Origin of the sequence: Streptomyces sp. NPDC005706, assembly GCF_040631045.1 — a bacterium.
In the GTDB taxonomy this organism is placed as follows: domain Bacteria; phylum Actinomycetota; class Actinomycetes; order Streptomycetales; family Streptomycetaceae; genus Streptomyces.
The window spans coordinates 497209-513691 of sequence record NZ_JBEXYS010000003.1 but is presented as its reverse complement, the minus strand read 5'-3'; the positions used below and the strand labels follow the sequence as shown (position 1 = coordinate 513691).

General features: G+C 71.4%; 17 protein-coding genes. 3 read left to right on the top strand and 14 right to left on the bottom strand.

Annotated features, from left to right (window positions below; all coding sequences use genetic code 11):
* Positions 1–41: 41 nt before the first annotated feature.
* Positions 42–2291, bottom strand: coding sequence for an MMPL family transporter (locus tag ABZ478_RS08775; protein ID WP_359546617.1), 2250 nt, complete (start codon positions 2289–2291; stop codon positions 42–44).
* A gap of 404 nt (positions 2292–2695) precedes the next feature.
* On the opposite strand from ABZ478_RS08775, the gene ABZ478_RS08770 reads away from it, so the two are divergent.
* From ABZ478_RS08770 to ABZ478_RS08760, 3 genes are all read left to right on the top strand, one after another.
* Positions 2696–3244: a DUF1697 domain-containing protein gene (locus tag ABZ478_RS08770; RefSeq protein WP_359546616.1), complete on the top strand. Its 549-nt coding sequence runs from the start codon at positions 2696–2698 to the stop codon at positions 3242–3244.
* A gap of 111 nt (positions 3245–3355) precedes the next feature.
* Positions 3356–3997, top strand: coding sequence for a DsbA family protein (locus ABZ478_RS08765; RefSeq protein ID WP_359546614.1), 642 nt, complete (start codon positions 3356–3358; stop codon positions 3995–3997).
* Between the two features lie 432 nt (positions 3998–4429).
* Entirely contained in the window at positions 4430–4747 is a 318-nt protein-coding gene (locus ABZ478_RS08760; protein WP_359546613.1) for a hypothetical protein, read from the top strand.
* A gap of 38 nt (positions 4748–4785) precedes the next feature.
* Here the strand turns inward: ABZ478_RS08760 and ABZ478_RS08755 are convergent, their stop codons facing one another.
* From ABZ478_RS08755 to ABZ478_RS08695, 13 genes are all read right to left on the bottom strand, one after another.
* Positions 4786–5535, bottom strand: a complete 750-nt coding sequence (locus ABZ478_RS08755) for a sirohydrochlorin chelatase (protein ID WP_359546612.1) — start codon at positions 5533–5535, stop codon at positions 4786–4788.
* A 5-nt stretch (positions 5536–5540) separates the two neighbouring features.
* Positions 5541–6425 (bottom strand): ABC transporter permease, encoded by an 885-nt coding sequence (locus ABZ478_RS08750; RefSeq protein ID WP_359546610.1) that lies wholly within the window; start codon positions 6423–6425, stop codon positions 5541–5543.
* The gene (locus ABZ478_RS08745) at positions 6412–7197 is read right to left on the bottom strand and encodes an ABC transporter ATP-binding protein (protein ID WP_359546608.1); all 786 of its coding nucleotides are present in this window, start codon (positions 7195–7197) and stop codon (positions 6412–6414) included. The genes ABZ478_RS08750 and ABZ478_RS08745 overlap by 14 nt, the downstream gene beginning before the upstream one ends.
* 35 nt (positions 7198–7232) lie before the next feature.
* Positions 7233–8342 (bottom strand): aliphatic sulfonate ABC transporter substrate-binding protein, encoded by a 1110-nt coding sequence (locus ABZ478_RS08740; RefSeq protein WP_359546607.1) that lies wholly within the window; start codon positions 8340–8342, stop codon positions 7233–7235.
* Positions 8343–8553: 211 nt separating this feature from the next.
* Positions 8554–9888 (bottom strand): GTP-binding protein, encoded by a 1335-nt coding sequence (locus ABZ478_RS08735; protein ID WP_359546605.1) that lies wholly within the window; start codon positions 9886–9888, stop codon positions 8554–8556.
* A 2-nt stretch (positions 9889–9890) separates the two neighbouring features.
* Complete coding sequence (gene cysD / locus ABZ478_RS08730; RefSeq protein ID WP_359546603.1) at positions 9891–10835, bottom strand: sulfate adenylyltransferase subunit CysD; 945 nt, start codon at positions 10833–10835, stop codon at positions 9891–9893.
* Positions 10832–11455 (bottom strand): adenylyl-sulfate kinase, encoded by a 624-nt coding sequence (cysC, locus tag ABZ478_RS08725; RefSeq protein WP_359546601.1) that lies wholly within the window; start codon positions 11453–11455, stop codon positions 10832–10834. The genes cysD and cysC overlap by 4 nt, the downstream gene beginning before the upstream one ends.
* Positions 11452–12162, bottom strand: coding sequence for a phosphoadenylyl-sulfate reductase (locus tag ABZ478_RS08720; protein WP_359546599.1), 711 nt, complete (start codon positions 12160–12162; stop codon positions 11452–11454). The genes cysC and ABZ478_RS08720 overlap by 4 nt, the downstream gene beginning before the upstream one ends.
* Positions 12159–12341, bottom strand: a complete 183-nt coding sequence (locus ABZ478_RS08715; RefSeq protein ID WP_358935214.1) for a hypothetical protein — start codon at positions 12339–12341, stop codon at positions 12159–12161. Before ABZ478_RS08715 ends, ABZ478_RS08720 begins: the two co-directional genes overlap by 4 nt.
* Positions 12338–14038 carry a nitrite/sulfite reductase gene (locus tag ABZ478_RS08710; RefSeq protein ID WP_359546598.1) on the bottom strand — a complete coding sequence of 567 codons (1701 nt, stop codon included), beginning with the start codon at positions 14036–14038 and terminating at the stop codon, positions 12338–12340. The genes ABZ478_RS08715 and ABZ478_RS08710 overlap by 4 nt, the downstream gene beginning before the upstream one ends.
* Before the next feature lie 129 nt (positions 14039–14167).
* A complete protein-coding gene (locus ABZ478_RS08705; protein WP_310739661.1) occupies positions 14168–14251 on the bottom strand; it encodes a putative leader peptide in 84 nt (27 codons plus the stop codon).
* Between the two features lie 127 nt (positions 14252–14378).
* Positions 14379–14942 carry a GNAT family N-acetyltransferase gene (locus ABZ478_RS08700; RefSeq protein ID WP_359546596.1) on the bottom strand — a complete coding sequence of 188 codons (564 nt, stop codon included), beginning with the start codon at positions 14940–14942 and terminating at the stop codon, positions 14379–14381.
* A 99-nt stretch (positions 14943–15041) separates the two neighbouring features.
* Complete coding sequence (locus ABZ478_RS08695; protein WP_359546753.1) at positions 15042–16376, bottom strand: hypothetical protein; 1335 nt, start codon at positions 16374–16376, stop codon at positions 15042–15044.
* Positions 16377–16483 lie beyond the last annotated feature (107 nt).

The window sequence follows — 16483 nt, the reverse complement described above, 5'->3', positions numbered from 1 at the left end:
GGTTCCCCGGAACCGGCGGGCCCCCGCGTCCGCGGGTGGTGTCAGACGGTCAGCCGTTCGCCCTCGTCGCGCACCGGAGCCGGCGCGGCCGGCTCCGGCGACTCGTCGTGGGTGAGGTCCGGCAGACGGTGCAGCCACTTCGGCAGGTACCAGTTGCGCTCACCGAGCAGTGCCATCACGGCCGGCAGCAGCACACCGCGGATGACCGTCGCGTCGATCAGGACGGCGGCGGCCAGGCCCACGCCCATCTGCTTCATGGACTGCATGGACAGCGTGCCGAAGATCCCGAACACCGCGACCATGATGACGGCGGCGCTGGTGACGACACCGGCCGTGGTGACGACGCCGTGCCGGATGGCGTCCTTGGTGCTGCGGCCGCGCAGCCGGGCCTCGCGGATCCGGGAGACCACGAACACGTGGTAGTCCATGGACAGGCCGAACAGGATCACGAAGAGGAACAGCGGCAGCCAGGTGACGATCGCGCCGACACCCTCCGCGCCCACCAGCGACGCACCCCAGCCGTGCTGGAAGACGGCGACGAGGATGCCGTAGGCGGCGCCCACCGACAGCAGGTTGAGCACGATCGAGGTGATCGCGACGGTCAGCGAGCGGAACGACAGCAGCATCAGCAGGAAGGCGAAGACGACCACGAACACGAAGACCGGGACGACGGAGCCGACGAGCTGGTCGTTGAAGTCGTGGTTGCCCGCGACCTGCCCGGTGATCGGCGCCTCGACGCCCTCCACCCTGCCCAGGGTGGCGGGGCGCACCTCGTCGCGCAGCTTGTCGAGGCTCTTGACCGCGCGGTCCATGTCGGAGCCGCCGACCAGCGGTACGGAGACCAGGGCGACGTTCTGCGCCCGGTGCACCTTGATGTCGACGGGGCCACGCGAGGCGCCCGAGGAGATGGCCCGCTGCTTGAAGTCGGCCAGCGCCCGCTGTACCTCCGGGGCGCCGATGTCCTTGGCGCCGACGACCACCTGGGCGGGCTCGGAGCCGCCCGGGAAGGCCTCGTTGAGCCGGTCGTAGGTCTGCACGATCGGCAGCGAGTTCCCGAACTCCTGGTCCAGCGTGAGCTGCTGGGTCTTCATGCCGAGCGCGGGCGCGGCGACGGCGAGCAGCGCGCCGGCCGCCACGACCACGGAGACCAGCGGCTTGGCCAGCACCCCGCGCAGCACGGCGGTCCAGAAGCGGCTCTCCCCGGTGCCGCCGCGCCGGCGCCGGCGGCCCAGGAAGGGGATGCGTCCCTTCTCGACCCGCTCGCCCAGCAGGGAGAGCAGCGCGGGCAGCACGGTCACCGAGCCGACCATGGCGACGGCGACCACCATCAGCGAGGCCAGGCCCATCGCCTCGAACTCGGCGAGCCCGGTGAACAGCATGCCCGCCATCGCCACGCACACCGTGACCCCGGAGACGATGATCGCGCGGCCGCTGGTGGCGGCGGCGATGCGCAGGGCGGTGCCCGCGTCCCGGCCGGCGTCCCGCTCCTCACGCTCCCGGCGCAGGTAGAACAGGCAGTAGTCGACGCCGACGGCCATACCGACCAGCAGCATCACGGAGTTGGCGGTGTCGCTCATCGGCTGGACGTGGCTGACGAGGCCCATCAGGCCCATCGTCGCCATGATCGCGGTGACCGCGAGGGCCACCGGCAGCAGCGCGGCCACCAGGGCGCCGAACGCGATCAGCAGGATGCCGAGGGCCACCGGCACGGCCGAGTACTCGGCCTTCTGGAAGTCGTCCCCGAAGGCGTCCTGGTACTGCTTGTTCATGCTGGCGCCGCCGATCTCCTCGATCCGCAGGCCGTCGTGCGCCTTCTGCGCCCCGGCGACGGCGTCCAGCACCGGCTCGACCCGGTCGGCGGCGGTCTCCGCGTCGCCGCGCATGTCGAACTGCACCAGCGCGGTACGGCCGTCCCGGGAGATGGCGCGGGTGTCGTACGGGGAGGTCACATGGGTGACCTTCCCGGTGCCGTCGACGGCCTCGACGACGGCGTCCACGGCGGCCCGGAACTCGCCGCTCGTCGCCTTGAGGGCGCCGTCCCGGGACTGGATCAGCACGGTCTCTCCGGCCGGCTGCTCGATGCCCGCGTCCTCGATGATCTTCGCCGCGGTGTGTGTCTCGCCCTTGAGCTGGTCGCTCTCGTCCACGTCGACCCGGCCGGCCGCCGAGCCGAGTCCCATGGCCAGGACGACGAACAGCACCCATATGCCGACGGCGGCCCAGCGGTGCCGGGCGCTCCAGCCGCCGGCGCGGGCGGCCAGTCCCCGCACGCGCACGTCCGTGTTCCCCATGACGGGATTTCCCCCTCGTATGCGGTGACGACCACCTGCCGCCACGTCCTCGCTCGTTCAGCTTCGACGGTATGGGCCCGGCGACGAGGTCTCGTCGTACTGCCCGGTGAAGTGGCGCGGGCCCGGGTCACCGCTGGGGAGGACGGCGGGCCCTTACATCTTTCGGGGCTTCCCGGGGACGCGTCTCGGGGTGAGGGGCCGGCGGGGGCCGGCGGCGGGCCGTGTCCGATCCGCCGTCGAAGATCCACTTTGTGATTAAGAAACCTTGTTGAACAAGTCACAGGCGCGTGTAGAGGTTGAACAGCGGGCCGTTGATCGGCCAGAGTTTCGCGCAGCCCGGGTCGTTCCGGTCCGGCCGCCGTGCCCGCCCCCACGGGGCACGGCGGCCGTTCTAACCTGTCCGGGTGACGACCTATGCGGCGCTGCTGCGCGGAATCAACGTCGGTGGCAGCAGGAAACTCCCGATGGCCGATCTCCGCTCGCTCCTGACGGGCCTCGGTCACGACGGCGTACGGACCCATCTGCAGAGCGGCCAGGCCGTGTTCAGTGCCGGGCACGGCGACGAGGAGTCCCTGGCGGCCGAGCTGACCCGGGCGATCGAGGCGCGGTTCGGCTTCCGGGTCGACGTGATCGTGCGCGACCACGCCTATCTGCGGGCGGTGGCCGACGCATGCCCGTTCCCGGCCGCCGAACTGGCCGCGAGACAACTCCACGTCACCTACTACTCCGCACCCGTCACTCCGGAGCGCTTCGCGGCGATCGACTCCGCCGCGCACCTCCCCGAGGAGTTCCGCCTCGGCGACCGCTGCCTCTACCTGTACGCACCGGACGGCCTGGGCCGCTCCAAGCTCGGCGAGGCGCTGTCCCGCCGCCCCGCCAAGGGCCTGATCGCCACCAGCCGCAACTGGAACACGGTGCTGAAACTCGTCGAACTGACCGATCCCGAGGCGTGAGACGGGCCGGAGCGGCCCCCCGCCGGGCCGGCCGGTCCGCCGAAGTGGCCCAGAGAACAGGGCGGTGATTGGACCGGGATTCCGCTCCACCCGCTGACTAGCGTGATCGGCATGACACATGCCGATCACAGCGGTACGGCCGGTTCCGGTCCCACCAGGGTCGACTTCTGGTTCGACGCCGCCTGCCCCTTCGCCTGGATCACCTCCCGCTGGCTGCTGGAGGTCGAGCGCCTGCGCCCGCTCGACCTCCGCTTCCGCCCCATGAGCCTCTGCCTGCACAACACCGGCAACGAACTGCCGGACTGGTACCGCGATCTGGTCGACCGGTCGATCGGACCGGTGCGGGTCGCGGTGGCCGCGGCCGAACGGCACGGTGAGAAGGTGCTGCGCGACCTGTACACCGCGTTCGGCACCCGCATCCATGAGCGGGAGGCCGCGGACTTCGACGTGGTGATCGCCGAGTCGCTGGCCGAACTCGGCCTGCCGGCCGACCTGTCGGACGCCGCTCACGACCCGTCGTACGACGCCGCGGTGCGCCGCAGCCACGACGCCGGCGCCGAGCCCGGGTCCGGCGGCTACGTGGGCACGCCCACGATCCACGTCGACGGCACGGTGTGGTTCGGTCCCGTCCTGCGGGCCGTTCCGCGTGGTGCCGAGGCCGCGGAACTCTTCGACAGCTTCCGGGTGCTGGCCCGCCACCCCGACTTCTTCGAACTCAAGCGCACCCGCTCGGGAGAGCTCCGCTTCGACTGAGGCGGGAGGCCCCGGTCGACGGAAAGCGGGTGGCCGATTAACACCTCTGGGGCGCGACGGGCGTTCCGCGCGGGTGACGCATCCGCCGGGCCGAACGCAGAACGAGATACCGGCCGCGGTCCGACGTCACAGGGGAACGCCGGACCGCGGCCGGCCGTCCTGGCACGCGCGCGGGAGCACCTCTCCCGCCAGGACGCGCGGCAGGCGGGCCGCGCTCCACGGGCCGGTTCCCTGTCCGTTCCGTCGGGAGTGTCCGGCCTGGTCAACGGGCACGGATCACTCGTACGGGTGACTATTTTCGGCCCTTTCCGCACGCGTGGGCGGAGCACCACCAGACTCCTGGACATGGCCGGAGCCGCCGCGTGGGTAACGTCGGCGGTCCCGGACCCAGCCCGGTACGGCCCCTCCCAGACCAGGAGTCAGGACGAGACGATGAGCACGTACTACAACGGGAACATCAACGGCCCCGGTCGCATGGGCTCCTACGGCCGCACCGGCGACGACGGACCGGACCCGGAGACCGTCTTCCGGCTCACCGAGGGGCTCCTCGAGGCGCTGCACGCCGAGCTCCCCGGGCTCGTCGTCCACGGGGAGGTCATCATGGCCGCGTTGGAGGAGGCCGCGGCGGACGGCGGCCCGCCCAACCGGGGCCGCATCCGCTCCAGCCTGGAGGCCATCAGCATCGGCGCCCCGGCCGGCACCGGCAGCCTCGCCTTCACCCAGCAACTGGTCCACCTGCTGGAACTGTGAACCGGCCGGGCCCCGCCGCCACGGGGCCCGGCCCAGGGTCAGGCGCCGAGGGCCGTCCGGGCCGGCAGGCCCGCCCTGTCGTAGCGGGCCAGCAGGAGCCGCGCCACCTCTGGGGCCGGACCCAGGACGTCCGCCAGGACGTCGGCCTCCGCCGCGCCGCGCGCGATGCGGTCCGGCAGGAAGCCGGGGGCGAGGACGTAGGGCGCCACGGCGACCCGTTCGCAGCCGAGGGCCCGCAGCTCACCCACCGCGTCCTCGGTGCGGGGAAGGGATGCGGAGGCGAACGCAGGCCGCACGGCGCACCAACCGGTGTGCCACCACTCCCGCGCGATGTCGGCGATCACTGCGATCGCCTCCGGGTCGGAGGACCCCGCCGAGGCCAGCACGACCCCGGTCGAGGACTTGTCGGCGGGCGTCAGCCCCGCCTCGTACAGGCGCCGTTCCAGCGCCGACAGCAGCAGCGGCGACGGGCCCAGCACCTCGGCCTGGCGGATGCGCAGGCCGCGCGGCGCGCCCCGCAGGACCGCCGGGATGTCGGCCTTCGCGTGGAAGGCGCGGGTCAGCAGCAGCGGCAGCGCCACCACGTCCCGCACCCCCTCCGCGGCCAGTGACTCCAGCACCCCGTGCACGGACGGGACGTTGAAGTCCAGGAAGCCGGTCTCCACCCGCAGGCCGGGCCGCAGCGACCGCACCCGCTCCACCAGGGCGTGCACGGTCGCGGCATGCCGCGGGTCGCGGCTGCCGTGGGCGATCACCAGGAGGACGGGACGGGCCGGCTTTCCGTACACGGGACTCAGCTCTTCACCAGAAGGCCACGGCTGCGCAGCACCCACCGCTCTAGCGGGGAGAAGATGAGCAGGTCGATGGCGATGCCGACGAACAGGATCAGGAAGATCGCCTCGAACACCATGGACATGGAGCTGGCGTTGCGGCCGTTCTCCAGCAACGCGCCAAGGCCGATGCCGAGGTCGGGGGAGGAGGCGATGATCTCCGCCGCCATCAGCGAGCGCCAGGAGAAGGCCCAGCCCTGCTTCAGGCCGGCCAGATAGCCCGGCAGCGCGGCCGGCAGCACGATGTGCCAGGCACCCTTCAGCCCGGTCGCGCCCATCGTGCGGCCCGCCCGCAGGAACAGCGGCGGCACCTGGTCGATGCCGGACACCAGGCCGTTGGCGATCGACGGCACCGCACCGAGCAGGATCACCGCGTACATCATCTGGTTGTCCAGGCCCAGCCAGATCACCGCGGGCGGCACCCAGGCCACCGACGGCAGCGACTGCAGACCGGAGAGCACCGGGCCGATGGCCGCGCGCACGAACCTCACCCGGGCCACCACCAGGCCCAGCGGGGTGCCGATGGCCAGCGCGAACAGGAAGCCCAGCAGACCGCGCGAGACGCTGGTCCAGATGTAGCCGAGCAGCTTGCCTTCCAGCCAGGCCCGCTTGAACTCGCCGCCCACGTCGGACGGGGAGGGCAGCTTCGTCGGGTCGTCGACGATCCGCAGCGAGATCAGTGCCTGCCAGACGACCAGCACCACGACGGTGGCGACGATCGGCGGCAGGATCTTGCGGACGAAGGTCTCCCGGAACGGGGCCCGGCCCGCGACGGCGGTCTCCAGGGCGTCCAGGCCCGCCTCGACGCTCCCCGCGTCCGTGGCGGTCTTCGTCTCAGTGCTGGCCATGGCGGCGGATCTCCCCACGCAGTACTTCGGTGATCTCGAGGGACAGTTCGGCGACCGGGGCGTCCTCGATGCGCCGCGGCTGCGGGATGTCCACCCGCCACTCGCGGGCCACCCGGCCCGGACGGGACGAGAGCAGCACCACCCGCTGCGCCAGCCGCACCGCCTCCCGCACGTTGTGCGTGACGAACAGGACGGACAGCCCCGTCTCCGCCCAGATCCGGGTCAGTTCGTCGTGCAGCAGGTCGCGGGTGATCGCGTCCAGCGCCGCGAACGGCTCGTCCATCAGCAGCAGCTGGCTGTCCTGCGCGAGCGCCCGGGCCATGGCCACGCGCTGCCGCATGCCACCGGACAGCTCGTGCACCCGCTTGCCGTACGAGCCCTGCAGCCTGACCAGTTCGAGGAGCTGCTCGGCCCGGCCGCGCCGCTCGCTCTTCGCAACGCCCCTGAGCTTCAGGGCGAGTTCTATGTTCTTGCCCGCGGTCAGCCACGGGAACAGGGCGTGCTCCTGGAACATCAGGGCGGGGCGGCCGTGGGTCGCGATGCTGCCGGCGGTGGGCCGGTCGAGCCCCGCCACCAGGTTCAGCAGCGTCGACTTGCCGCAGCCCGAGGCACCCAGGAGGGTGACGAACTCGCCGGGCGCGACATCGAGGGTGATGTCGTCGAGGACGAGTTGCCGTCCGGCCGGCCCGGCGAAGGACTTCGAAACCTGCTCGATGCGTGCCGCGTACTCGACCGTCTCTGCTTCTTCGGCCTTGGCGAGGGCGGTTGCCATGGTCGTCACCTCCTGGGAACGCTCGGATCCGGATCTCAGCCGACGCCGAGACCGGCGTCGTCGACGGTGCTCTCACCCTTGGCCCCGAGAACCCTGTTCAGCGGGGCGAGGTCGTAGATGCCCTTCAGCCGCGGGTCCTCCAGGAGGCCCGCCTTGACCGCGTGCCGCGCCTCGGTGTCGAGCGTCGCGGCCAGCGGGTCGTCGGTGATCCGGATCGACTTCCAGGCCGGGTCCAGGACGTCGGCCGGCAGCTCCTTGCCCGAGTCGACGCCGAGCTGCTTGTTCGCCGCGGCCTTGGCCTCGTCCGGATGGGCGTTGATCCACGCGTTGGTGTCGACCGATGCCTTCAGCACCGCCTCGACGGCCTTCGGGTGCTCCTTCAGGAACTTCTGCGACACCACGATGTTCGTGATCACGAATTTGTTGCCGGGCCACAGCGACGACTCGTCGAGCAGCACCTTGCCGCCCTCGGCGACCAGCTTGGACGCGGTCGGCTCGGGCACCCATGCGCCGTCGATGGAGCCGGACTTGTAGGCGTCCGGGGTCACCTTGTTGTCGGTGCGGACGACGGAGACGTCACCCTTGCCGCTCTGCGCGTCGACCTTCCAGCCCTGCTCCGCGACCCAGTTGAGGAAGGCCACGTCCTGGGTGTTGCCGAGCTGCGGCGTGGCGATCCGCTTGCCCTCGACGTCCTTCAGGGACTTGATCTTCTTCGGGTTCACGACCAGCTTGACCCCGCCGGAGGCCGAACCGCCGATGATCCGCAGGTTCTTGCCGTTCGACTTGGTGTAGCCGTTGATCGCCGGGGAGGGGCCGATCCAGCCGATGTCGACGGAACCCGAGTTCAGCGCCTCGATCTCGGACGGACCGGCGTTGAACAACTGGTAGTCGGCCTTGGTCGCGCCGAGCGCCTTCTGGAAGAAGCCCTTCTGCTTGCCCACCAGCGCGGTCGCGTGGGTCAGATTGCCGAAGTAGCCGATCTTCACGGAGTCGAGGCCGTCGGTCTTCTTCGCCCCGGCGGCGATCCGGGCGCCCGCGTTGTCGTCCTTGGCCTCGGACCCGTAGCCGCAGGCCGCGAGCGTCAGCAGGGGGAGGGCCGCCATCGCGGCCAGACCGCGGCGAAGCGGGGTGGAACTGGCAGGCACGGGAGGTGTTCCTCTCGTTGGCCCGGCGGTCACGGCCTCTCAGGCCGTGGCCGGGAGTTCGGCAAAGGGTCTTCGTCGCTGGGCGCGCATGCGGTGCGCGTACGTCACCGCACACATCGGCCCACTCCGCCCTGCCCGCTGCCCAGGGCGCCGCTGCCGACGCGGCCGCCCTCCTTCGCGAACATCGAGTAGAAATCGGGGGAGTTCATGGTCAGAAGTCCCAGCCGTCTTCTTCGGACGCGTCCTTGACCGGCTCGGGGGAGGCGAACGACTCGCCGACCATGCCGGCGGTGAGCGTGGTGCCGTCGTTCGGGTCGATCAGGATGAACGAGCCGGTGCGGCGCGAGTCCGCGTAGGAGTCGACCGGCAGCGGCTCGGCGGTACGGATCTTCACCCGGCCGATGTCGTTGGCGGCGAGCTGCCCGGGGTGCGGGTGCAGGGAGAGGTCGTCGAGCGTGAGCCGGGACGGGATGTCCTTGACGATCGCCTTGACCGTGCGGGTGCCGTGCTTGAGCAGCACCCGGTGTCCGACGGCCAGCGGCTGGTCGGCGACGTGGCAGACGGTCGCCTCCACGTCCTGCGTGACGGGCGGGGCGTCCTTGGCCGGGACGATCAGGTCGCCGCGCGAGACGTCGATGTCGTCCTCGAGCAGCACCGTCACCGACTGCGTCGTCCACGCCACGTCGACCGGCTCGCCCAGCAGGTCGATGCCGGAGATCCGGGTGATACGCCCGGACGGCAGCACGGCGACCGGGTCGCCGACCCGGAAGGTGCCGGCGGCGATCTGGCCCGCGTAGCCCCGGTAGTCCGGGTGCTCGGCGGTCTGCGGCCGGATCACGAACTGCACGGGCAGCCGGGCGTGGCAGTGCGACAGGTCGTGGCTGACCGGGACCGTCTCCAGGTGCTCCAGCACGGTCGGGCCGCCGTACCAGTCCATGTTCGCCGACGGCTCCACCACGTTGTCACCGGCCAGCGCCGAGATCGGGATGGCGGTGACCTCCGGGACGCCCAGCTCGGTGGCGTACGCGGTGAACTCCTCGGCGATCGCGGCGAAGACGGACTCCTCGTACGCGACGAGGTCCATCTTGTTGACCGCGAGGACCACGTGCGGCACGCGCAGCAGCGCGGCGATCGCCGCGTGCCGGCGGGTCTGCTCGACCACGCCGTTGCGGGCGTCGACGAGGATCACCGTCAGCTCGGCCGTGGAGGCACCCGTCACCATGTTGCGGGTGTACTGCACATGGCCGGGGGTGTCGGCGAGGATGAACCGGCGCCGGGGCGTGGCGAAGTAGCGGTAGGCCACGTCGATGGTGATGCCCTGCTCCCGCTCGGCGCGCAGGCCGTCGGTGAGCAGCGCCAGGTCCGGGCCCTCCTGGCCGCGGCTCGCGGACGCCCGCTCCACGGCCTCCAACTGGTCGGTGAGGACCGACTTGGAGTCGTGCAGCAGCCGCCCGACCAGCGTGGACTTGCCGTCGTCGACGGAGCCCGCGGTGGCGAACCGCAGCAGGGTGGTCTCCGGGAGCGTCTCGGTCGTGGTGGTGCTCATGCTTAGAAGTACCCCTCGCGCTTGCGGTCTTCCATCGCGGCCTCGGAGAGCTTGTCGTCGGCGCGGGTCGCGCCCCGCTCCGTGAGCCGGGACGCGGCGATCTCGGCGATGACGGCGTCCAGCGTGGTCGCGTCGGAGTCGACGGCGCCGGTGCAGGACATGTCGCCGACCGTGCGGTAGCGCACCAGGCGCTTCTCGACGGTCTCGCCGTCCTTGGCGCCGCCCCACTCGCCGGCCGTCAGCCACATCCCCGCCCGCTGGAACACCTCGCGCTCGTGGGCGAAGTAGATCTCCGGCAGCTCGATACCCTCGCGGGCGATGTACTGCCAGACGTCCAGCTCGGTCCAGTTGGACAGCGGGAAGACGCGGACGTGCTCGCCCGGGGCGTGCCGCCCGTTGTACAGGTTCCACAGCTCGGGGCGCTGCCGGCGCGGGTCCCACTGGGAGAACTCGTCCCGCAGGGAGAACACCCGCTCCTTGGCGCGGGCCTTCTCCTCGTCGCGCCGCCCGCCGCCGAAGACCGCGTCGAACTTCTCGCTCTGGATCTTCTCCGTCAGCGGAAGGGTCTGCAGCGGGTTACGGGTGCCGTCGGGACGCTCCTTGAGCACACCGCGGTCGATGTAGTCCTGTACGGATGCCACATGGAGTCGCAGCCCATGTTCGGCGACCACACGGTCGCGGTACTGCAGCACCTCGGGGAAGTTGTGTCCCGTGTCGACATGGAGCAGCGAGAAGGGGACCGAGGCCGGGGCGAACGCCTTCAGCGCGAGGTGCAGCATCAGGATCGAGTCCTTGCCACCGGAGAACAGGATCACCGGGTTCTCGAACTCGCCCGCGACCTCGCGGAAGATGTGCACCGCCTCGGACTCCAGCGCGTCCAGGTGCGACAGGGCGTACGGAGTGTCCGTGCCCTCGCCACCGGCCGCGGTCTCGGCGACGGTCGTCATGCCAGTCCCCTCTCACTGAGCAGGGCATGCACCGAGACGGCGGACTCCCGCACGGTCTGGTGCTGCGATTCGATCCGAAGGTCGGGTGTCTCGGGCTCCTCGTACGGGTCGTCCACGCCCGTCAGCCCCGTCAGCTCACCCGCCGCCTGCTTGGCGTACAGCCCCTTCACGTCCCGTACCGAGCACACCTCGACCGGGGTCGCCACATGGACCTCCAGGTACGGCGTCCCGTTCTCCGCGTGCCGCTTGCGCACGGCCTCACGGCTGTCCGCGTAGGGCGCGATCACCGGGACCAGCGCCTTCACACCGTTGCGGGCGAGCAGTTCGGCGACGAAGCCGATGCGCTGCACATTGGTGTGCCGGTCCTCGCGGCCGAAGCCGAGGCCCGCCGAGATGAACTCGCGGATCTCGTCGCCGTCGAGCACCTCGACGCGGTGGCCCTCGGCGCGCAGCCGGCCGGCCAGCTCGTGCGCGATGGTGGTCTTGCCGGCGCTCGGCAGACCCGTGAGCCAGACGGTGGCTCCGGTGGTCACGTGGTTCTCCTGGGTGTCGGTGGCTTCGGTGAAAGCGGTAACAGCCGGACCTGTGGGCGCGGTGTGCGTAGCTGTGTGCGCCGTCATCCGTGCAGCCCGCACTCGGTCTTGGAGCGCCCCGCCCAGCGGCCGGCGCGCGCGTCCTCGCCCTCCAGGACGCGGCGGGTGCAGGGGGCGCAGCCGATGGATGGGTATCCGTCCGTCAGCAGCGGGTTGGTGAGCACGCCGTGCTCGGCGACGTAGGCGTCCACGTCGTCCTGGGTCCAGCGGGCGATGGGGGAGACCTTGACCTTCCGCCGCTTCTCGTCCCAGCCGACGACCGGGGTGTTCGCCCGGGTCGGGGACTCGTCGCGGCGCAGACCGGTGGCCCAGGCCTGGTAGCCCTTCAGGCCCTCCTCCAGCGGCTTCACCTTGCGCAGCGCGCAGCACAGGTCGGGGTCGCGGTCGTGCAGCTTCGGGCCGTGCTCCGCGTCCTGCTCGGCGACCGTCTGAAGCGGCGTGAGGGTGATGACGTTGACGTCCATCACGGCCTCCACGGCGTCCCGGGTGCCGATGGTCTCCGGGAAGTGGTAGCCGGTGTCGAGGAAGACGACGTCCACGCCCTTGCGGGCGCGGGAGGCGAGATGGGCGACCACGGCGTCCTCCATCGAGGAGGTGACGCAGAATTTCGCCCCGAACGTGTCGACCGCCCACTGGAGGATCTCCAGCGCGGTGGCGTTCTCCAGGTCCCGGCCCGCCTGCTCGGCGAGTGCCTTCAACTCCTCGGCGGTGCGCTCCTGCTGAGTCGTCGTCATGTCCGCTCGTCCCCTCCGTTGTCGGCTCGCTGGAGCCCCCGGGCGAGCAGCCCGAGGAACTTCAGCTGGAAAGCGCGGTTGCACGCCCCGCATTCCCAGGCCCCGTGCCCCTGCTCGCCGGGCCGCAGGTCCTCGTCGCCGCAGTAGGGGCAGTAGAAGGGCGCCGCCCGCTCGCTCACGACAGAGCCTCCTCGGAAGCCCGGGCGGCCCAGGTGGCGAAGCGCTCGCCGTCCTCGCGTTCGGCCTCGTAGCGCTTGAGGACCCGCTCGATGTAGTCGGGCAGCTCGGCCGAAGTGACCTTCAGACCGCGGACCTTGCGGCCGAAGCCGGCCTCCAGGCCGAGCGCGCCGCCGAGGTGCACCTGGTAGCCCTCGACCTGGTTGCCGTCGTCGTCCAGGACCAACTGGCCCTTGAGACCGATGTCCGCGACCTGGATGCGGGCGCAGGCGTTCGGGCAGCCGTTCAGGTTGATGGTGATCGGCTGGTCGAAGTCCGGCAGCCTGCGCTCGAGTTCGTCGATGAGCTGCGCGCCGCGCTGCTTGGTCTCCACGATGGCCAGCTTGCAGAACTCGATGCCGGTGCAGGCCATGGTGCCGCGCCGGAAGGAGGACGGCCGGGCGGTGAGGTCCAGTGCCTGCAGGCCGTCGACCAGCGAGTCGACCTGGTCCTGCTCGACGTCGAGGATGATCATCTTCTGCTCGACGGTGGTGCGGACCCGGCCCGAGCCGTGCGCCTCCGCGAGGTCGGCGATCTTCGTGAGGGTGGCGCCGTCGACCCGGCCGACGCGCGGGGCGAACCCGACGTAGAACCGGCCGTCCTTCTGCCGGTGCACGCCGATGTGGTCGCGCCACTGTTGCACCGGCTGCTCGGGCGCGGGGCCGTCGATCAGCTTGCGGCCGCCCAGGTACTCGTCCTCCAGCACCTGGCGGAACTTCTCCGGGCCCCAGTCGGCGACCAGGAACTTCAGGCGGGCCCGGTTGCGAAGCCGGCGGTAGCCGTAGTCACGGAAGATCGAGACGACGCCCTCGTAGACGTCGGCGACCTCGTCCAGCGGCACCCAGGCGCCGAGCCGCACGCCCAGCTTCGGGTTGGTGGACAGACCGCCGCCGACCCACAGGTCGAAGCCCGGCCCGTGCTCGGGGTGCCGTACGCCGACGAACGCCACGTCGTTGATCTCGTGCACCACGTCCAGCAGCGGCGACCCCGAGATGGCCGTCTTGAACTTCCGGGGGAGGTTCGAGTACGCCTTGTTGTTGAGGACCCGGCGCTTCATCTCCTCCAGCGCCGGAGTGCCGTCGATGATCTCGTCCTCGGCGATGCCCGCGACCGGCGAACCGATCATCACACGCGGGGTGTCGCCGCACGCGGTGACGGTCGACAGGCCCACGCCCTCGAGCCGGTCCCAGATACCGGGCACGTCCTCGATGCGGATCCAGTGGTACTGGACGTTCTGCCGGTCGGTGATGTCCGCGGTGCCGCGCGCGAACTCCTGCGAGATCTCACCGATGACCCGGAGCTGCTCCGTGGTGAGCGCACCGCCGTCGATGCGCACCCGGAGCATGAAGAACTCGTCGTCCAGCTCCTCCGGCTCCAGGATCGCGGTCTTGCCGCCGTCGATCCCGGGCTTGCGCTGGGTGTACAGGCCCCACCAGCGCATCCGGCCGCGCAGATCACCGGGGTCGATCGAGTCGAAGCCCCGCTTCGAGTAGATCGTCTCAATGCGTGTCCGCACATTGAGACCGTCGTCGTCCTTCTTGGCCTGCTCGTTGGCGTTGAGCGGGGTGAAGTGGCCCGCGGCCCACTGACCCTCACCGCGGTGACGGCTCACCTTGCGGCGGGGCGCGGAGGCGGCAGGGTTCTGCGGGGTGGCGGCCATGGTTGTTACGTCCTTCGGGACAGGCGGGAAACGCGGCTCTGATCTGCGCATGCGGGCGCACGGGGGCATGCGTGCGCGCCGTTGCGCAGCAGGGAGAGAAGTGCGGGGAGATCGGCGGTGCTGGAGTTGTCAGCTCGCCGGACAGATGGCGCTGGACATGCGGCCGAGGTCGACGTGCCGCCGACTCACCAAGGCAATTCCAGTTCCAGGCATGACGGAAGCGTGTCACGCGGATCTCTGGCCAGTCCACCTTCGTCCGTAATATGGACGGAACTATTCTGAATGGCGAGACAGGGTGTTGTGGGTCACGCTCCGGGCCGGGGGGTTGACGGGTTCGGGGTCAGGCGCCGGGCCACGGGCCGGGCGTCGCGGCCTCCGGCTCCAGTTCCACCTTCGTGTCGAACAGCCGGAACCCGCGCCGCTGGTAGTTGTCCATGGCGAACTCGCCGTCCTTGCTGCACGTGTGCACCCACACCCGCTTCGTCGGCGCCCGCCCGGGCCACCGCTCGGCCAGGTCCCAGGCGCGGGCCGTGCCGTACGAGAGCAGGTGGCCGCCGATGCGGCGGCCGCGGAAGGCGGGGATCAGCCCGAAGTAGGCGATCTCGACCACGCCCTCGTCGTGCGCCTCCAGCTCGACGTATCCGGCGGGGGTGCCGCGGTCGTAGGCCACCCAGGTCTCGACGCCCGGACGGCCGAGGTACTCCTGCCACCGCGCGTAGGTCCACCCGAGCCGGTCCGTCCAGCGGATGTCGCCGCCCACGGAGGCGTACAGGAAGCGGCTGAACTCGGGGGAGGGAACCTCGGCGCGGACGATCCGGACGTCGCCCTCGGGGGCGGCGGCCGGCAGGAGGTCGGCCTGCGAGTTCTGTTCCAGGGACCAGGTGGTGACGGTGACGCTGCTCATGCGGGCCAGGGAACCATCCCACCGGCCCGGCTGTCGATCGGCCAGGTCACTCCGGCCGGCCCCGGCCCGATGAGCGGCCCGGTGGGGGCCCGCCGGCCGTCACCTCAGCGAGCGGTCGAGCGCAGTCAGGGGCACCGCGAACAGCATGCGGTCGGAGAGGGACCACACCTCGCCCGTCTCCTCCCAGTACGACAGGGAGCCGGCCGACTCGGCCCAGCAGTGGTGGGAGGCGTCGAAGCCGCAGCGTGCCGCCTTGGCGTCCGTGCTGTCCTGGCGCCACAGGCCGCCGTGTCCGTCTCCCGTGCCGGACGCGCGTCCCACGTACCAGGACGGGGAGCCCGCGCCGGCCTGTCGGTGGGACAGGGCTCCGTTGATGCCGGTCACCCGGGTCCGGTAGGCCTCGATCGCGTCCGCCCGTCCGGCGGCGTCGGTGGCGAGCAGTCCGCTGCGCGCGAGGGAGCTGTCGAACGCGTACCGCCACAGCCGGGTGCGACGGTCGCCGCCGGGCGCGGTCCGTTCGGCGGCTACGAGGCTGTCGGGCGCGGTGCCGCGGTCCAGGGAGAGGGTGGCCGGACAGGGCGGCCCGGAGGCGGTGCAGCGGCCGGCGGTGAAGCGGTAGGAGCCGACGGCGGGCATCACGTACCGGTAGCCCTCGGCGGACCAGCCGCCGGGCACCCGGCCGATCACGGGCGTGTCCGCCGTGGTGCGCTGGATGCGGTCGAGGTCGTAGACGTAGAGCGCGTCGGAGCTGCCGGACCGGGTGGTGACCAGCAGTTTGTCCTGGTACCAGACCATGCCGGACAGGGTGGAGGACAGGCCGCGGTAGTCCCGGCCGCCGTCGACGGGCACCACCAGCAGTACCCAGCGGTAGACGGGCCGTGCGGGGTCGTCGGCGTCGACGAAGGCGACCCGGGCCAGCCCCCGGCCGGCCGCGGGCCCGCCGGCGGTGGTGCGGGTCCAGCCGGTGAGGATCACCCGGTGGGTGCCCCAGACGCCGTCGTCGTCGGCGTCCCCGGAGGTGGTGACGGAGTGCGGCCGCCAGGCGGTGTCGGCGGTGTCGGCCCGGTCCCAGCAGTAGGCGCGGCCGGCGGACGGGGCGACGGGCAGGGTCGCCCGGTCGTCCGGGGCGCAGTCGGCGGCCTCGCGCAGCGTGCGGTCGGCGCTCCCCAGGACGGCGCTCACACCGACCGGGCGGCCCATGGACGCGGCGAGCCTGTTCAGGTCGCGGGCGGGCACCAGGTGCTCCTGGACCCTGAGCCGGGCGGTGTCCGAGGCGGAGGTCAACGGCTGGAGCGCGCCGGGGCTCTCGGCGACCTCGGCCTGCGAGGTGCTGATCAGCGTGGCGGCCGCGGTGAGCGCCAGCGCGGTCCCGGTGAGGACCGCGCGCAGGGCTGTGCCCCGTCTGCGCCGGCGGTGTCTGCCGCGATGCTTCATCATTCCTCCCGACGGGCCAACTGCTCCTGGTGGTCCGTACGTTGACCGAGGAGCGGGTGGGGAGGCCCACAGGGATGCTACGGCAGTAAGGGGCGGTGCAGGGCCAA